Genomic DNA, 16,400 nt, shown 5'->3' with positions numbered 1-16,400 from the left:
GAAAATATTATTCCAAATGTTAAATCGAATTCTCGTAATTCAGAAAATAACGCATCTGAATCAGCCCGAATTGGGACATCAATTTTCGATGAATTATTATGCAAAGGTAGAACTGTCATTGAACACGCAAATGCTGGGCGGACAGCCAGTCATTAATGGTTTTAAAGCACTGATTTGAGATTTGAATTCTCAGTCAGAGATTGGATGTCACTGCATTTTATGGCATTCTCAGTCGTTTTGTTACGTAAAATCAATAAAAAAGAAAGTTTAAACAACTTCTATTTCATTTTCTTCATTTTTTGTATTTTGCTGTACATTAATTTCTTATCCTACCAAAGGACAATCTCAGAATAATATTAACCAAACAGATTTGTTCCGTTTAGACTGTGAAGATTATATTGTAGGTGGAAACGTTGAAACACAAATCATTTGGACAAAAACAGGTCTTTTGTTTTTTCTTTTTGGCAGTAATGAGGGAAATGAAGAAATTAGACGAGAAAAAGTTTATCTGAAAGCCTGTAAAGAAAACCATATTGATGGTATCAACCTAAGTTTGAAACTAAGCGTTTGTATTGCCTTTATTAGTATGGAATTACTCAGAATATAAAACCTATGTTACTGGTAAGGGCGAGAGAATCAAAACTGATTCTCAAAAGAAATTAGACAGTAAATCAACGTATATTTCAGCTCTTCGAAATGTTACGAAGGACAATCTCGAAGTATGAATAAAAAGAATTTCCAATCCGCTATTTAGCAAAAAAAACCTTCAAGTCAATTTTGAAGAGCTTTTTTGCTAAAATCTATTCCTTAATTCATGATAATTTTCTCCTTAAAAACAGGTTTCTCTTTCTCTGGAACGACGGGCTTGCCATTAATCAAAACCTTCTTCGTGGTGGTATCAAATTTGATGGGTTCGTGCTGTGGAAAATACATTGAGAATTCATATTTTCTCTTCTTTTCTACTTTCTCAATTTCAGGATTAGAAAAAATAGGAATTGTCTCCACCGCTGTTTGACTTCCATAAGTAATTCTTTTGCTATTTGGGCGTTGTTCTGCTACATGGTTAGCTGTATTATTTTCCTCAGCTCTTCTTATTACCAAAATTTTCACATTCGCTCTATTAACGCCCGTCAAACCTAAATCATGCGCTACACTATGCGTCAATTCGAGCGGTGTCGTTTGGCTTTTTCCATTCACTTCAACTATTTCCGAACGATTATTAACCATGTTTCTAACTTCTATCAACGAACCTATCGGCAAAAATTCATGCGAACAAGTGCGGTGACGACTACTTAAATAATCACCATTTACCATTTTTTTCCCGTAGCGACCAATCGTATAAACACTTGCTTCTTGCGTGTATTCTTCTTGGGCAAGCGATTCATTCAAACTTAAAAAAGCCAAAAAACTGAGGGTGAAAATTATTTTTATAAAATTCATATTTGCAAAATTTAATGAAGTCAAAAAAATAGTATTGATATCCAAAAGTAACATATTACGGATAAAAATTCATCTATAATGACGAAGAAAGTCCATAGAAGGTGATTCGATGGACTTTCTTTGGTAATAAAAATTGGTAAATTTAGTTTGTAATTAATTGATAATCAATATATTAACCGTTTACTCAATTCTTCTTTTGTTCGCTTGGTTTTACGTAGTCGTACTTTCGGAAATTGACTTTGAAATCGGGTTCTTTTTTAGCATTAATGGCAATATTTCCTTGATTTTTGCCCTAATTCACCACCGATATTCTAATATCAATCGTTTTCTGTCCACCCATACCCAAGGCATGAGCAACGGCATCAGTAAATTCAAGTACCAAGTCTTCATCCGAGACTTCGTTATCATTAATAATTACCTAAATTACCTTTTTATTTTTTAGATTTACAATCTCAACCACCGTCCCAATGGGAAAGTATTCGTGCGAAGACGTGAATGTTTTTGCGTTTAGTATATCACCCGAAGTTGTCGTATCTCCATAAGCTTCAATTGGATAGGAAGCCGCCTTTCCCTTGAAGTCTTGTGCGAAATTTTTTGTAGTGATTAGTAAATTAGCAATTAAAATAAGGGCAAATGTGTGTTTTAACATAAGCTAATAAATTGAGGAGCTATTAAAATAACAGAGCATTTTAGGGTTATGGGATTGCTGATATTCTTATAAAAATTAAGCATATCAATTTTCCTTATTTTGCGAATTTGACGAAAAAATGTTAAAATATATGAACATCTAAACAATATTTATGCCATGAAAATACTTTTGAGTGTATTTTTTCTCATTTTATCATTTAAAAATGCCTATGCTGATAAAAGTAGGTTCAATACCGACGTACTCATTATCGGTGGAGGGACCAGCGGAACGATGGCGGGAATCCAGGCTGCTCGCATGGGAGTGAAGACAATTATCGTGGAAGAAACACCGTGGCTTGGCGGCATGATGACCTCGGCGGGTGTGAGTGCCATCGACGGAAATCATCAATTGCTTTCTGGGCTTTGGGCAGAATTTCGGAATGAATTAGTTAAATATTACGGCAGTGAACCGGCATTAGCCACGGGTTGGGTCAGCCAAGTGATGTTTGAACCTGCCGTTGCCCAAAAAATCTTACGAGAAATGTGTGCAAAAGAGAAAAATCTGAGCGTAATTTCTTCGGTAAAATTTCAAAATATCAAGAAAAAAAATACAGGTTGGACGGTGGATTTTAGCGATAATATTGTTATCAATACAACCATCTTAATTGACGGAACCGAATTGGGCGATGTGGCCGCAAAAGTAGGCGTAAAGTACGACGTGGGCATGGAATCAAAAGAAACTTACAACGAAAAAGTTGCTCCTGAAAAAGCCTATAATATCGTCCAGGATTTGACGTATGTCGCCATCTTAAAAGAATGTAATAAAGAGGTAACAATCAGTAAACCATTGAATTACAAAAAAGAAGATTTCATTTGTGCCTGTGAAAAACTTTGTCCTGATAAAAAAATGCTCCGCCTTTGGGATTGTGATAAAATGAAAACTTATGGACAAATTCAGCAGGGTAAATTCATGATAAATTGGCCCATCAACGGTAATGATTTCTACGCCAATATGATTGAAATGAATGATGCCCAACGGCAAGAAGTAATCAAAAAAGCAAAGGAACATACTTTAGGGTTTATCTATTTTATGCAAACAGAATTGGGTTGGGAAACGCTTGGCTTATCGGATGAATTTCAAACGGATGATAAACTTCCTTTGATGCCTTATTATCGTGAAAGTAGGAGAATTCACGGCTTGGCTCGACCCAATATGAATCATTTGGAAAAACCTTACGACCAAGCCGAACCACTATACAGAACAGGCATTGCGGTTGGCGATTATCCCATCGACCAACATCATGGCAAAAACCCAAATGCTCCTGATTTGTATTACGTTCCTGTGCCTTCATTCAGTATTCCTTTAGGCAGTTTAATTCCAGAAGATGTTGATAATCTGATAGTTGCCGAAAAGTCTATCTCGGTTTCAAATATCGTAAACGGCGCAAGTCGCTTGCAATCGGTGGTAATGGGCATTGGACAGGCGGCTGGTACGCTCGCTGCCTTATGTGTGCAGGAGAGAATTTCGCCCAAACAGGTTTCTATTAGAAAAGTACAAGATAATCTTTTGAAATCGAAGGCATATTTATTGCCATTTTTAGATGTACCACCAACGCATCCAAACTTTGAAGCCATTCAAAGAATTGGGACAACGGGAATTTTGAAAGGAGAAGGGAAAAACTATAAATGGGCTAATCAGACGTGGTTTTATCCCGATTCGGTCATGACTAATGGAGAAGTAATAAATGCGTTAAAAATCATTTACCCAAACCTCAAAATGCAAGCGAATGAACAAGTAATATCAGAGAAATTAGTAGCTGATGATGCTTTTGAAATTCTTACTAAAATACAACCCGTACCCGCTGATTATTTGCAATCAATCATGAAAAATTATCCTAATAGAAATCAACCAATAACTCGTGCAATTTTGGCGGATTTGATTGATAAAATTATTGACCCATTTCATAAAAGAGAGGTGGATTTTAAGGGAAATTTTAGGTAATTATGTTGTAAAAATAGCTTTGTCCGTCGTCAATAAAATGATTAATTTTGTATAAATAAATGTAACACAAATTTTCCAATTCGTAGAAAAAAGTGCATCAAAATAAAACCACAATATTCCAAAATTTAGGATTGATAGATTACCAAACCGCTTGGGATTATCAAGAAGAACTCCACGCCAAAATCGTAGCAATTAAACTTGAAAATAGAAATTTGTTACCTGATAATCAGTTAGATACGCCTAATTATATTCTTTTTTGTGAACATTCTCATGTATATACTTTAGGAAAAAGTGGTAAACCAGAACATCTTTTATTGGATGAAAAAGGCTTGGAAAACTACGAAGCAAAATACTATAAAATCAATCGGGGAGGAGATATCACTTATCACGGAAAAGGGCAATTAGTGGGTTATCCAATTCTTGATTTAGAGAATTTTTTTACCGATATTCACCGATATATGCGCTTTTTAGAAGAAGCCGTGATAAGAACTTGTGCAGATTTTGGCATTGTGGCAGGTCGTATTCAAGGCCTCACGGGCGTTTGGATTGACCATATTGAACTCAAAAACCCAAGAAAAATTTGTGCGATGGGCGTAAAAGCAAGTCGCTGGGTAACGATGCACGGTTTTGCCTTGAATGTTAATACTGATTTGAGTTATTTCAATCACATTGTTCCTTGCGGAATTGACGATAAAGCGGTTACTTCCATGGAAAAAGAATTGGGGCAAACAATCAATTTTCAGGAGGTTTCGGATAAAATGTTGAACCATTTAAAAGATATTTTTGAGATAGATGCTTTAAAACCACATAACTCACAATTTATTGCTCAAAGTTAATTATGAAAAAAGATATAGAATTTCCTTTAGTTGAAGGCATAAAAATTACGATTGCCCGAAACATCAACGAAGACAATGAAGCCGAATGGGACGTTTATTTAATCAATCGCTCGAAGACCAATATTGATACGGTTTTGGTAACCTCTCGTGGTTACGGATTTGACAAGGAAGGAAAACACATCAAAACCTCCGAATTACGTCATTTTTATAAGCATTGTGTGGCGGGAGAAATTATTAAAATTGAGATGATAGCTCCCGAAGTTTTTCATTTGAATAATGAATATTGGGTGAGCTATTATATTGGAAATCAGATATTTGACAAAAAATTTATCTTCGTGCCAGATAGTATCCGAGAAGAAAATTTAATCTTCATCGAAAACTTAAATCTGGAAGGAGTTTTACATGAATGAGATTTAGGGATGAATTATGAAATATAAGTTATGAGGTTAAACTTAAATATTATAATTTCGATTGTTACAACCTCATAATTCATACTTAAATATCAAATACATGGATTTTAAAAAACTCGCCAAAAATTTATTATTTATAGATATCGAAACGGTTTCGGCAGAACGAGATTTTAATCATCTTTCCGACCGAATGAAGGCTCTATGGCTTCATAAAGCCAGTTTTTTGAGCAATCCAAACAAGTTAAATGATGAAGAATTTTACTTCGACCGTGCCGGAATTTATGCTGAATATGGAAAAATTATAACCATTGGCGTGGGTTTTTTCCACTGGAATGATGAGGATGAAATTTGTTTGAAGGTAAAATCAATTAGCAACGATAGTGAAGACGATTTGTTGAGAGAATTTAAAGGTTTAATTGAAAAAAAATATAAACCAACCGCTTTATCTTTGTGTGCGCACAACGGGAAAGAGTTCGATTATCCATATCTTTGTCGTAGAATGTTGATAAATAATATCGAAATTCCCAAAGCACTCCAAATTTCTGGGCGTAAACCCTGGGAAATTCCACACTTTGATACACTTGATATGTGGAAATTTGGCGATAAAAAACACTACACTTCGCTGGAATTATTAGCCGCCCTTTTTAATATTCCAAGTAGTAAACTTGAACTCAGTGGCAACCAAGTAAATCATACTTATTACGTCGATAATTCTTTGCCCAAAATAGCGCAATACTGTCGTGAAGACATTATTGTTTTAGCTCAATTATTTCTAAAATTCCAAAATCTGCCATTGGTAAAAGAGCTGAATATTGAAAGAATATAAGTATAAACACTTAAATTCGCCTTTCATTTTTTTCTTTCCTTCCAAAATCTGTCTAACAAAATATCGAATATTACATTTGTAATATTTAACCACAATCTTTGGATCACGAACCACATGAAACAATTTTGCCTAACCCTAATTTTAACGGCTATTTATTTTACTGGAAATGCCCAAACATTTACGCAAGTTAAAGCCGAAAATGCACTTCAAACTTACAGAGATAACTTAGCAATTCTCAGAAAAGACCATTTAATCGGTAGAAATTTACCCGCTGTCAGTTTCTTCTTTTTTGGTATGGGCGACCGCCTCAAAATGATTTATAAAGATGGCGTGCTTTATAATGCCAAAACAGGAAAAGCGTTGAGACGTTGGAAAGTAGAAACTGCCATCATTGTTCCTTCTGAATATTTAGTACACCTCGAACTTGAAAATGGCAAAGCCGTGGACATTCAAGAAGATACGCAAGGCGTGTATATTTATGAGAATAATATGCAGGTAATCATGGCAGAAAGCAAACTGAATTTGCCCACTTTTGAAGGCAAAAAATACGCTGCTATTTTGAGAGTATTGCATCACGAAATTTTGATAAACGTTGATGAAGGATTGCCTTTGGCCAACTTTTTAGTGTATCAAAAATCCAACTATCGCTCGGCTGCTATGATGACGATGGTGATGAAACAAACCAATAATTTAAGTCTAATCTCGAATTGGGTAACAAATTTAAAAGAGCCTTACGATAGAAGTCTGGAAGGATACGCAGAGATCGATAATTTGGGGCAAGTACTTTACATGATTTCGGCAGTTTCAAACAATAAACACCCTCTGATTGATAAAGTTTTGGAAGAAGCGGAAGGCTATAAAAATAGTGATTATATAGAAGGAAAAACGGAAGGTAGTTATCATCCAGTATATCAAACAAAATGGGTGAAATTTGGATTAAAGGCTCTGGGAATATCTGATAGCTACAAAATTCCACTAATTTACGATAATTATTCGCCCGTTTTTTGGGTAGACTATAAAATTGAGAATATTGGAGGAGATCAATTTGATGAATCCATAAATGTCAATTCTCCTTATCTAACATGGGCAGAAGACCATACTTTTAACCAAAAAAGAGCCATTGTTTCTTTGGTAGATTATCCGCTTTCTTGGGAATCCGAAAGTAAATCTGCCAATTACTCGCCCATGAATGTGGTTGACAAAGGATATGTACAAGGCAGGGTTTGTGCAACTCACGCATGGCACGCTTCGGAGATGTTTTTATTATTGACAGAACAGAAATAAGTAGGCAATTAGCAGTAAACTAAAAATTCCGATTCCGAACTTATAATTCTGAATCGGAATTTTGCTAACTGCCAACTGTGCAATTATTCATATTTCTTAGGGGCATACAAAAATCCAAATGCCTCAGCTCCTTCACGAGTATGCACCTTGTGATGCACGTAATGAGCTTTCATAATTCGTTTCATATACGGATGTTTTGCAATAAATTTTATTTTAATTCTGCGATGAACAATTACATCGTGAAAGACAAAATAAAATATACCATAAAAAGCAACACCCAAACCAATCCAAAACAAAAACCATAAGCCTTCAAAGTAAGTCCCCAAGGCAAAAGTAGTGATGGAAACGCCTGCAAAAACTATTGCAAAAAGGTCATTTTTCTCCAAAGGTTCGTTGTGATGCACGTGATGCGACTTGTGCCAAGTCCACATAACACCGTGCATGATGTATTTGTGCGTAAACCATGCCACTCCCTCCATGAAAAAAAATGTACCAACTGCCAACAAGATTTTTATTAACATGATTTAATATTTTATATATTTATCTATCAAATTTCGTAATTATTTATCCTTTTAACCAAACGTTTCGAGAATTTGTTTCATCAAAAAACCTTAAAAATCTCACAAAACAATCATTTCATTACCTTTGCATTATGAACCAATTATTACTCATCTTCATTGGCGGGGGACTTGGGAGTCTTACTCGCTTTTCAATCGGTAAATTTATTCAAGAAAATATTGATAAAACATTCCCTTTTGGCACCTTGGGCGTGAATGTTTTGGCAAGTATTGTTTTGGGGATTTTTGTAGGAATGGTCGAGGTAAAATCATTGACCAATCCCAACATCAAAGCCTTGATTGCCATTGGTTTTTGTGGTGGATTCAGTACATTTTCCACTTTCTCGAACGATACGTTACAATTGATTCAAAACAATAGAATTTTTGAAGCTTTGACCAATATTTTATTGAACGTAATCTTATGTATCTTAGCAACTTTTGCAGGAATAACTTTAGCAAAAATATGAAGCCAATATATTTTATACTCCTTTTTACAATGACTCTATTATCAAATACTAACGCTCAAGATTTAGGAAAAATTCTTCATTATTCTCACAATATTTTCAAAGAAAAAACCATCACTAAACGTCGTTTTGGGTATCAAACGCTGGTGAATAGAATTAAGGAATTGAAGAAAAATTCGATGTTTGAAGTATCCGTAGCCACAAAGTCCTCTGAAGGACGAGACATTTATTTAATTAAATGCGGAACGGGCAAAACTAAAGTCATGCTATGGTCGCAAATGCACGGTGATGAACCCACCGCTACAATGGCATTGGCAGATATTTTTAATTTTTTAGAAAATAAAAAAGACAGCGTAAAACGAGAAATTAACCCGATTTTAGATAATCTTAGAGAAGAATTACTGAAAAAATGCACCTTTTATTTCGTCCCAATGTTAAATCCTGACGGGGCAGAAGCATGGACTCGCTACACGACTTTAGGAATTGACATGAACCGTGATGCTTTGGCACTTCAAACCCCCGAGGGGCAGTTATTAAAGCAACTAATTTTTGAGGTAAAACCCGATTTTGGTTTCAATCTTCATGATAAAAACCGACGATATTCAGCGGGTCAGTCGGGTAATTTAGCCACGATGTCGTTCTTGGCAACGGCTTACAATCAATCCGAAGATATCAATCCTATACGCAAGCGAGCGATGCAAGTAATTGTGGGCATGAATCAAGCTGTGCAAACATACATTCCGAATGCCGTAGGAAGGTGGATGTCAGATTTTGAGCCAAGAGCTTTTGGTGATAATATCCAAAAATGGGGTACAACTTTGATTTTAATAGAATCGGGTGGCTATAAAAACGACCCTGAAAAACAATACATTCGTAAACTTAATTTTGTGTCCATCCTCACGGGTTTACAGATGATTGCGTCAAAAAAATACAAGAAACAGAGCATCAAAGAATACCAAGAATTACCGCTGAATAGTAAAGCAATTTATGATTTAATTATCAGAAATGTAACGATTAAAAAAGGCGAAACCACTTTCAAAGCCGACATTGCCATTAATCGAAATGAAAGACCCGTTACGGGAAAAGATTATTTCACTAATAGTTCTATTATAGAAGAAATAGGCGATATGTCAGTCTTTTTTGGAACGGACGAAATAGACGCAACGGACATGGAAATTATTTCAGAAAAAGAAATTGGCTTAGGCTCAAAAGCTGAGTTTCAATTAGTTAATAAAGAAGGGAAAATTGTTTATACAATTAAAAATGGAGTTATAGAATAAAATATGCAAAATCCAGTAATAATTTTTGGTGCAAACGGCTTAGGAGCTGTTGCCCTCGACATTTTCAAAAGAAATAACGTAGTCGTTTACGCATTCTTAGATGATAATAAAGAATTACACAATACAGAAATTGACGACGTAGTAGTTTTAGGAAGCACCGACGACGAAGGTTTTACCAAATTAATCGGCAAAAAATGCGAAGCCTTCGTGGCTATCGACGACCAAAAAGTGCGTAAAAATATCGTTGATATGATTCTGGATGTTCGTAAGGTGCAAGTAGTGAATGCTATTCATGAACAAGCAATTATTGCCTCAACTTCCGAAATCGGACACGGCAATTTAGTAGCCGCAGGTGCTATCATCAACGCCCGAGCGAAAGTTGGAAACAATAACATTTTGCATAGTAAAGTCTTAGTAGATTACGATGCAGAAATTGGTGATTATGTCCAAATTGGAGCGGGAAGCACCATTGGAGCGGGAGTTTCGATTGAAGATAACGTTTTTATCGGCTCAGGTGTAACCATTATTGGCGGTATAAAAATCGGCAAAGGCGCAAGAATAGGAGCGGGGTCTGTGGTGATTGAAGCGGTGAAAGCAAAAGAGACTGTTTTTGGAAATCCTGCTAAGAAGGTGTAGAGTATGGTCTGGTTCAAGTATCCACGCTTGAACCACTATTTCCCAATCTCAAAATACTTAACCTCAACACCCAAATCGCCCAACAATTGTCGTGTTCGTTCCGGGCGTGCATCCGTAATAAAAACCTGCGAAAAAGTGCCATCGACCATCATCGTGATGAGTTGTTGAATGCGACGGTCGTCAAGTTTATCAAAAATATCATCTAATAGTAGGAGAGGAGGAAAGCCCTTTACTTTAGTCAGCATTTCAAACTGAGCTAATTTCAAGGCAATCACAAACGATTTTTGTTGCCCTTGCGAACCAAATTTGCGGAGCGTAAACCCATTTATTTCAAAAATAAAATCATCTTTATGACTGCCCATAGTGGTACGTTGAGCTGCCAAATCTCGCTGACGATTTTTTCTGAAAATTTGCGTAAAAATCTCGGCCCCAACTTCTGATTCATAAATCATTTCAACTGCCTCTCGAGCATCCGAAAGTGTGTTATAATGTTTCTTGAAAATGGGTAAAAATTCTGTAACAAATTGATTACGAGATTGATAGAGTTTCAATGAAACTTCCACCAAAGGATCAGAATAAATGTCCAATAATAAGTCATCGGTATAATTTCTTTCAGAAAACTGTTTCAAAAGGGAATTTCGTTGCAATAAAAGCCGATTATATTGCAAGAGATTTTCCAAATATTCTGAATCCAATTGAGCCATTACACCATCAAAGAATTTCCGCCTTTCTTCGCTTCCATCACGAATAATATCCGTATCATTGGGTGACAACATCACTACTGGGAATCGCCCAATATGTTCCGAAATGCGTTCGTAGGCCTTTTTATCCCGTAAAACAGCCTTTTTTTGTCCACGTTGGAGGGATACAGTTATAAGTTGTGATTTGTGTAACTCGCCACTTATTTCAAAATCTCCTTCAATCATCATATATTCTGCCTCATGATTAATACTTAAAGCATCTTGATTAGAAATTGAACTCTTCGTTAAGGCCAAAAAATAAATGGCGTCCAATAAATTAGTTTTGCCCGAGCCATTTTCACCCACAATACAGTTTACCCGTTCCGAAAACTCAAAAGATTCGTATTCATAACTCTTAAAATAAGCTAAACTGATTTTTTGTAAGTGCATATTTTGGGTGTTTTATGGAATAGTTAACCGGTATGAGGTTAAGTGACAGATGAATTGTGTTTATTCTTGATAGATAATACCTAATACCTTGTAACTGATACCTAAAAATGTTTTGTCCATTATTCGTTTTGTCGTAATTTCGTATTGCAAAATAACAGTGGATTTGTGGTGATAACAAACCGCAGATGTCTATTTAAGATTAGATTTTAAGATTAGTAAGTAAATAATACTCGCTAAGATTACGCACCCCGTTAAAATTCACTCAATCACAATTGTTTAAGATGGCAAAGAAAGCTGAAAACAAAGTAAAATATTCGAAAGAAACCTATATGTACTGGTACGAGTCAATGGTTCTTCAACGCAAATTTGAAGAACGTGCTGGTCAATTGTACGGACAACAAAAAATCAAAGGTTTTTGTCACTTGTATATCGGGCAAGAAGCCTGTTCATCAGGAGCAAAATCTGCTTTGAAAGATGGTGATAAGTACATCACTGCTTACCGTGACCACGGAATTCCTTTGGCATTAGGTTCTGACCCAAATGCGGTCATGGCTGAATTATTTGGAAAAGCAACGGGTATTTCAAAAGGTAAAGGCGGTTCAATGCACATCTTTGATAAATCAGTTGGTTTTGTGGGTGGGCATGGTATCGTAGGAGCGCAAATTCCAATGGGTGCAGGTTTAGCATTTGCCGAAAAATATAACAAAACGGGTAATTTAGCTATTTGTTATTTTGGGGATGGTGCTGTTCGTCAAGGAGCATTACACGAAGCCTTCAATATGGCAATGATTTGGAAATTACCTTGTATTTTTGTGGTAGAAAACAACGGATACGCCATGGGAACGTCGGTAGCTCGTACTTCTAACGTAACGGATCTTTATACAATTGGAGAATCGTATGACATGCCATCTGAATCAGTTGATGCGATGTCAGTTGAGGCAGTTCATGAGTCAGTTTCACGGGCAGCAACCCGTGCGAGAGCAGGCGAAGGACCAACTTTCTTAGAATTTAAAACGTATAGATACAGAGGACATTCAATGTCTGACCCTCAAAAATATCGTACAAAAGATGAAGTTGAATCTTACAAAATGCGTGACCCAATCGAGCAAGTAAAGAAAGCTATTTTGGATAACGAAATTGCCACTGAAGAAGATTTATTAGCCATTGATGTTCAAATCAAAGCAAGAGTTGAAGAGTCGGTTAAATTTGCGGAAGAATCAGCTTATCCAGACCCAAAAGAAATTTATACGGATGTGTATGTAGATGATTATACTTTCCCAGTGGAATAATCGTAATTGATATATTAGAAAAGCCTTCTAAAATTCGTTTTAGAAGGCTTTTCTTGTTTAGAGCTACAAAAAAGAGCCATAACTTACGTCATGGCTCTTTTTTTAGAATTTGTTTCAGCTAATTACTTAACTTCAACTTCAGCACCAGCTTCTTCTAAAGATTTTTTCAAACCTTCAGCTTCGTCTTTAGAGATTCCTTCTTTAACAGCTTTTGGAGCGCTATCAACTAAATCTTTAGCTTCTTTTAAGCCAAGACCAGTTAAGTCTTTCACCAATTTAACTACTGCCAATTTACTTGGACCAGCAGCTTTCAAGATTACGTCAAATGCAGTTTGCTCAGCAGGAGCTTCAGCAGCATCACCTGCACCAGCACCACCGCCAGCTACCATTACAGCCGCAGCAGCAGCAGGCTCAATGCCATACTCATCTTTCAAAATTGCTGCTAACTCATTAACTTCTTTTACTGTTAAATTTACTAATTGTTCAGCGAATGCTTTTAAATCTGCCATTGTATTAAGATTTTATTTGTTTTACGAATTTGATTAATTAATTTTTAATTCTAAACAATTGATGGAATACAACGAAATTGTTAATTGTCAATTGTTAATTGTCTTATGCTTCTTTCTCTGAAAGAGTTTTCAAAATACCAGACAACTTCTGTCCACCACTTTGAAGAGCTGAAATAACATTTTTCGCTGGTGATTGTAACAATCCAATGATTTCTCCAATCATTTCTTGTTTCGACTTCACATTCTCTAAAGCTCCTAATTGGTCTTCACCAATAAATAAACTTCCTTCGATTGAAGCACCTTTGAACGTAATTTTTGTTTTTCCAGCTTCTTTCTTGAAATCTTTGATAAGTTTCGCAGGAGTTTTTGCGTTATCTGGAGAGAAAATAATTCCTGATAATCCTTTAAATACTGTATCATTGAATGCTGAATAGTCAACACCTGTAGTTTCCAATGCTTTTGCAATAAGCGTATTTTTAACAACACGATATTCAAAACCTCTCTGGAAACACATTCTTCTAAAATTGTTTACTTCTGCAACTGTTAAACCACCTGTATCAGTGATATAGAAGTATGGAGTTACCGCAAACTTTTCGCTTAACTCTTTGATGATTACACCTTTTTCTTCTTTTGTCATGATTACAATCCTTTAACTGTTCCTTGGTCAATTTTAACTCCTGGAGACATTGTAGAAGACAGATTTACTGACTTTACATAAGTTCCTTTGGCTGATGATGGCTTCAACTTCAACAAAGTGTTGATTAATTCCTGAGCATTTTCAGCTAATTTCTCAGGTGTGAATGAAACCTTACCGATTGAGGCATGAATGATACCTGTTTTATCAACTTTAAAGTCGATTTTACCAGCCTTCACCTCCGTAACAGCTTGTCCAACGTTCAAGGTAACAGTACCTGACTTTGGATTTGGCATTAAACCTCTTGGTCCTAAAACACGTCCCAAACGACCTAATTTCGCCATTACAGTCGGCATAGTGATAATTACATCAATATCTGTCCAACCTTTTTCGATCTGTTGGATGTAGTCATCCAAACCAACGTGGTCAGCTCCTGCCGCTTTTGCTTCCTCAACTTTATCAGGAGTACAAAGTACGAGAACTCGTACATTTTTTCCTGTTCCATGAGGCAAAGCAACTACGCCACGAACCATTTGGTCGGCTTTACGAGGATCAACCCCCAAACGAACATCGATATCTACTGAAGAATCGAATTTCGTATATGAAATCTCTTTCAAAATCTCTGCTGCCTTCGTAAGTGAATACGCTTGGGTTGCATCATATTTTAATTGAGCTTCTTTTTGCTTTTTTGTTAACTTAGCCATTTCTCTAATTTGAAAATTTGAAAATGTGATAGTTTGATAATTGAAAATCTAATAATTTGATAATTGATGGTTTGTTTAAACCTTAACTTTCAAAGGTAATAATTTTCAAATTTTCAAATTAAAACGGTTTTTCTCCTGTTACGTTCAAGCCCATTGAGCGGGCTGTTCCTGCTACCATGCTCATTGCTGATTCAATAGTAAAACAGTTTAAATCAGGCATTTTAGTTTCAGCAATTGTGCGAACTTGTTCCCAAGTTACAGCCCCAACTTTTTTCAAATTTGGTTGTGCTGAGCCTAATTTCACTTTGGCTGCTTCCAATAATAAGATTGGTGCAGGAGGTGTTTTTACTACAAATTCAAAAGATTTATCTTTAAAATATGTAATCAAAACTGGAAGGATAACGCCTGGTTTATCTTGTGTTCTTGCATTAAACTGCTTGCAGAACTCCATGATATTCAAACCTTTCGAACCTAACGCTGGTCCAATTGGAGGCGAAGGGTTTGCGGCACCACCTTTGCATTGCAACTTTACGTAGCCTGCTATTTCTTTTGCCATTACGGTAAATGTTTAAAATCTTTGAATTGATTTGAGATTTCTCTGCCAATAAGGCTGGAAGCTCCTTATCTGAGATTTCTCGGAGTAACGTGAAGAGATTATTCTGTAACGAAACAATCTGATTTACAGGACTTTGGTAGTTTTTACACTATTTAACAGAACCTGCTCCATGAAACGGACTGCAAAATTACGGCTTTGTTCTTAATATACAAAGCGTTAAAGAAAAAATTTTATAAATACCTACAAACTTGCGTACTCCTTTGCAAAATAAGTCAAAATTACTTTCGCTCCCGCTCTTTTGATGGATGTCAAACTCTCAACCATTGTTCTGGTTCCGTCCAACCAACCATTTTGGGCTGCTGCTTTTACCATCGCATATTCACCCGAAACATTATAAGCAGCAATTGGAATGTCGAAATTATCTTTTAACGCTTTTATGATATCCAAGTAGGCCAAAGCAGGTTTAACCATTAAAAAGTCAGCCCCTTCAGCATAATCCAACTCCGCTTCAATTAATGCCTCACGAGTATTGGCAGGATTCATTTGGTAGGTTTTTTTGTCGCCAAACTTTGGGGCAGAATCCAACGCATCACGAAAAGGGCCGTAAAATGCCGAGGCGTATTTTGCCGTGTAGGCCATAATACTGGTATTTATAAAACCTTCATCGTCAAGTATTTCTCGTAAATATCCAATACGGCCATCCATCATGTCCGATGGCCCAATGATATCTGCTCCTGCACGTGCTTGGGCAAGTGCCATATTTCCTAAAATTTGTAAGGTTTCATCGTTCAAGATATTTCCCTTTTCATCAACGTAACCATCGTGTCCATCGGATGAATAAGGGTCCATCGCTACGTCAGTCATTAAGGCAATATTGGGAAATTTATTTTTAATTTGATTTATTGACTCTAAATATAAACTACCCTGACGGTGGCTTTCAGAGGCAAATCTGTCTTTTTTATCTTCTGATAATAGTGGAAAAAGAGCAATTGAGCGAATTCCCAAGTCTTCTACTACCGTGATTTCTCCCAATAATTTATCTAACGAATATCTAAAAATATTAGGCATAGATTTTACTTCCGATGTCAAGTTATTTCCTTCCATGACAAACATTGGATAAATAAAATCATTGACTGAGAGGGTTGTCTCTTCCACCATCGCACGGATGGCTGCCGACTGGCGGTTTCTGCGGGGTCTTCTTAACATTAATTTAATT

At 36.1% G+C, this 16,400-nt stretch carries 19 protein-coding genes; 10 read left to right on the top strand and 9 right to left on the bottom strand.

Annotated features, from left to right (window positions below; all coding sequences use genetic code 11):
* Positions 1 to 370 precede the first annotated feature (370 nt).
* The gene (locus tag AC1W31_RS01760; RefSeq protein ID WP_481732674.1) at positions 371 to 607 is read left to right on the top strand and encodes a hypothetical protein; all 237 of its coding nucleotides are present in this window, start codon (positions 371 to 373) and stop codon (positions 605 to 607) included.
* 200 nt (positions 608 to 807) lie between these two features.
* Here the strand turns inward: AC1W31_RS01760 and AC1W31_RS01755 are convergent, their stop codons facing one another.
* Both AC1W31_RS01755 and AC1W31_RS01750 read right to left on the bottom strand, forming a co-directional pair.
* Positions 808 to 1,440 carry a hypothetical protein gene (locus tag AC1W31_RS01755; protein ID WP_481732673.1) on the bottom strand — a complete coding sequence of 211 codons (633 nt, stop codon included), beginning with the start codon at positions 1,438 to 1,440 and terminating at the stop codon, positions 808 to 810.
* A 418-nt stretch (positions 1,441 to 1,858) separates the two neighbouring features.
* A complete protein-coding gene (locus AC1W31_RS01750) occupies positions 1,859 to 2,089 on the bottom strand; it encodes a hypothetical protein (RefSeq protein ID WP_481732672.1) in 231 nt (76 codons plus the stop codon).
* 156 nt (positions 2,090 to 2,245) lie between these two features.
* Here AC1W31_RS01750 and AC1W31_RS01745 point away from each other — a divergent pair, with 156 nt between their 5' ends.
* From AC1W31_RS01745 to AC1W31_RS01725, 5 genes are all read left to right on the top strand, one after another.
* Entirely contained in the window at positions 2,246 to 4,069 is a 1,824-nt protein-coding gene (locus AC1W31_RS01745; RefSeq protein WP_481732671.1) for an FAD-dependent oxidoreductase, read from the top strand.
* A gap of 131 nt (positions 4,070 to 4,200) precedes the next feature.
* Positions 4,201 to 4,905, top strand: coding sequence for a lipoyl(octanoyl) transferase LipB (lipB, locus tag AC1W31_RS01740; protein WP_481732670.1), 705 nt, complete (start codon positions 4,201 to 4,203; stop codon positions 4,903 to 4,905).
* Between the two features lie 2 nt (positions 4,906 to 4,907).
* On the top strand, positions 4,908 to 5,315 hold the full coding sequence (locus AC1W31_RS01735; protein ID WP_481732669.1) for a hypothetical protein: 408 nt from the start codon (positions 4,908 to 4,910) through the stop codon (positions 5,313 to 5,315).
* A gap of 100 nt (positions 5,316 to 5,415) precedes the next feature.
* Positions 5,416 to 6,141 carry a 3'-5' exonuclease gene (locus AC1W31_RS01730; RefSeq protein WP_481732668.1) on the top strand — a complete coding sequence of 242 codons (726 nt, stop codon included), beginning with the start codon at positions 5,416 to 5,418 and terminating at the stop codon, positions 6,139 to 6,141.
* 114 nt (positions 6,142 to 6,255) lie between these two features.
* Positions 6,256 to 7,425 carry a hypothetical protein gene (locus tag AC1W31_RS01725; protein ID WP_481732667.1) on the top strand — a complete coding sequence of 390 codons (1,170 nt, stop codon included), beginning with the start codon at positions 6,256 to 6,258 and terminating at the stop codon, positions 7,423 to 7,425.
* Positions 7,426 to 7,508: 83 nt separating this feature from the next.
* Here the strand turns inward: AC1W31_RS01725 and AC1W31_RS01720 are convergent, their stop codons facing one another.
* On the bottom strand, positions 7,509 to 7,946 hold the full coding sequence (locus AC1W31_RS01720) for a sterol desaturase family protein (protein WP_481732666.1): 438 nt from the start codon (positions 7,944 to 7,946) through the stop codon (positions 7,509 to 7,511).
* A gap of 131 nt (positions 7,947 to 8,077) precedes the next feature.
* On the opposite strand from AC1W31_RS01720, the gene crcB reads away from it, so the two are divergent.
* From crcB to AC1W31_RS01705, 3 genes are read left to right on the top strand one after another with little or no spacing between them, the layout of a single operon-like run.
* Entirely contained in the window at positions 8,078 to 8,449 is a 372-nt protein-coding gene (gene crcB, locus AC1W31_RS01715) for a fluoride efflux transporter CrcB (protein WP_481732665.1), read from the top strand.
* A gap of 29 nt (positions 8,450 to 8,478) precedes the next feature.
* Positions 8,479 to 9,726 carry a M14 family zinc carboxypeptidase gene (locus tag AC1W31_RS01710; protein WP_481732664.1) on the top strand — a complete coding sequence of 416 codons (1,248 nt, stop codon included), beginning with the start codon at positions 8,479 to 8,481 and terminating at the stop codon, positions 9,724 to 9,726.
* Between the two features lie 3 nt (positions 9,727 to 9,729).
* Positions 9,730 to 10,362, top strand: a complete 633-nt coding sequence (locus tag AC1W31_RS01705) for a NeuD/PglB/VioB family sugar acetyltransferase (RefSeq protein ID WP_481732663.1) — start codon at positions 9,730 to 9,732, stop codon at positions 10,360 to 10,362.
* Between the two features lie 35 nt (positions 10,363 to 10,397).
* Here AC1W31_RS01705 and recF read toward each other — a convergent pair whose 3' ends face one another.
* Complete coding sequence (gene recF, locus AC1W31_RS01700; RefSeq protein ID WP_481732662.1) at positions 10,398 to 11,492, bottom strand: DNA replication/repair protein RecF; 1,095 nt, start codon at positions 11,490 to 11,492, stop codon at positions 10,398 to 10,400.
* A gap of 281 nt (positions 11,493 to 11,773) precedes the next feature.
* On the opposite strand from recF, the gene pdhA reads away from it, so the two are divergent.
* The gene (gene pdhA / locus AC1W31_RS01695; RefSeq protein ID WP_481732661.1) at positions 11,774 to 12,781 is read left to right on the top strand and encodes a pyruvate dehydrogenase (acetyl-transferring) E1 component subunit alpha; all 1,008 of its coding nucleotides are present in this window, start codon (positions 11,774 to 11,776) and stop codon (positions 12,779 to 12,781) included.
* A gap of 122 nt (positions 12,782 to 12,903) precedes the next feature.
* On the opposite strand, the gene rplL is transcribed toward pdhA, so the two are convergent.
* The 5 genes from rplL to hemB all read right to left on the bottom strand — a co-directional run bounded on the left by rplL (position 12,904) and on the right by hemB (position 16,390).
* Positions 12,904 to 13,290 (bottom strand): 50S ribosomal protein L7/L12, encoded by a 387-nt coding sequence (rplL, locus tag AC1W31_RS01690; protein WP_481732660.1) that lies wholly within the window; start codon positions 13,288 to 13,290, stop codon positions 12,904 to 12,906.
* Between the two features lie 103 nt (positions 13,291 to 13,393).
* A complete protein-coding gene (gene rplJ / locus AC1W31_RS01685) occupies positions 13,394 to 13,927 on the bottom strand; it encodes a 50S ribosomal protein L10 (RefSeq protein ID WP_481732659.1) in 534 nt (177 codons plus the stop codon).
* 2 nt (positions 13,928 to 13,929) lie between these two features.
* The gene (rplA, locus tag AC1W31_RS01680) at positions 13,930 to 14,628 is read right to left on the bottom strand and encodes a 50S ribosomal protein L1 (protein ID WP_481732658.1); all 699 of its coding nucleotides are present in this window, start codon (positions 14,626 to 14,628) and stop codon (positions 13,930 to 13,932) included.
* A 118-nt stretch (positions 14,629 to 14,746) separates the two neighbouring features.
* Positions 14,747 to 15,184, bottom strand: coding sequence for a 50S ribosomal protein L11 (gene rplK / locus AC1W31_RS01675; protein WP_481732657.1), 438 nt, complete (start codon positions 15,182 to 15,184; stop codon positions 14,747 to 14,749).
* A gap of 240 nt (positions 15,185 to 15,424) precedes the next feature.
* The gene (hemB, locus tag AC1W31_RS01670; RefSeq protein ID WP_481732656.1) at positions 15,425 to 16,390 is read right to left on the bottom strand and encodes a porphobilinogen synthase; all 966 of its coding nucleotides are present in this window, start codon (positions 16,388 to 16,390) and stop codon (positions 15,425 to 15,427) included.
* Positions 16,391 to 16,400 lie beyond the last annotated feature (10 nt).

The sequence above is a fragment of the Arcicella sp. genome (genome assembly GCF_964672035.1).
This window is presented reverse-complemented; position numbering and strand designations above follow the sequence as displayed.

Excerpts from the sequence above, each read along its gene's own strand:
- rplA (WP_481732658.1), bottom strand. The coding sequence starts at position 14,628 with ATGGCTAAGTTAACAAAAAAGCAAAAAGAAGCTCAATTAAAATATGAT.
- crcB (WP_481732665.1), top strand. The coding sequence starts at position 8,078 with ATGAACCAATTATTACTCATCTTCATTGGCGGGGGACTTGGGAGTCTT.
- hemB (WP_481732656.1), bottom strand. The coding sequence starts at position 16,390 with ATGTTAAGAAGACCCCGCAGAAACCGCCAGTCGGCAGCCATCCGTGCG.
- recF (WP_481732662.1), bottom strand. The coding sequence starts at position 11,492 with ATGCACTTACAAAAAATCAGTTTAGCTTATTTTAAGAGTTATGAATAC.
- AC1W31_RS01730 (WP_481732668.1), top strand. The coding sequence starts at position 5,416 with ATGGATTTTAAAAAACTCGCCAAAAATTTATTATTTATAGATATCGAA.
- AC1W31_RS01705 (WP_481732663.1), top strand. The coding sequence starts at position 9,730 with ATGCAAAATCCAGTAATAATTTTTGGTGCAAACGGCTTAGGAGCTGTT.
- AC1W31_RS01720 (WP_481732666.1), bottom strand. The coding sequence starts at position 7,946 with ATGTTAATAAAAATCTTGTTGGCAGTTGGTACATTTTTTTTCATGGAG.
- rplK (WP_481732657.1), bottom strand. The coding sequence starts at position 15,184 with ATGGCAAAAGAAATAGCAGGCTACGTAAAGTTGCAATGCAAAGGTGGT.
- AC1W31_RS01750 (WP_481732672.1), bottom strand. The coding sequence starts at position 2,089 with ATGTTAAAACACACATTTGCCCTTATTTTAATTGCTAATTTACTAATC.
- AC1W31_RS01755 (WP_481732673.1), bottom strand. The coding sequence starts at position 1,440 with ATGAATTTTATAAAAATAATTTTCACCCTCAGTTTTTTGGCTTTTTTA.
- AC1W31_RS01735 (WP_481732669.1), top strand. The coding sequence starts at position 4,908 with ATGAAAAAAGATATAGAATTTCCTTTAGTTGAAGGCATAAAAATTACG.
- AC1W31_RS01710 (WP_481732664.1), top strand. The coding sequence starts at position 8,479 with ATGACTCTATTATCAAATACTAACGCTCAAGATTTAGGAAAAATTCTT.
- rplL (WP_481732660.1), bottom strand. The coding sequence starts at position 13,290 with ATGGCAGATTTAAAAGCATTCGCTGAACAATTAGTAAATTTAACAGTA.
- AC1W31_RS01745 (WP_481732671.1), top strand. The coding sequence starts at position 2,246 with ATGAAAATACTTTTGAGTGTATTTTTTCTCATTTTATCATTTAAAAAT.
- AC1W31_RS01725 (WP_481732667.1), top strand. The coding sequence starts at position 6,256 with ATGAAACAATTTTGCCTAACCCTAATTTTAACGGCTATTTATTTTACT.
- rplJ (WP_481732659.1), bottom strand. The coding sequence starts at position 13,927 with ATGACAAAAGAAGAAAAAGGTGTAATCATCAAAGAGTTAAGCGAAAAG.
- pdhA (WP_481732661.1), top strand. The coding sequence starts at position 11,774 with ATGGCAAAGAAAGCTGAAAACAAAGTAAAATATTCGAAAGAAACCTAT.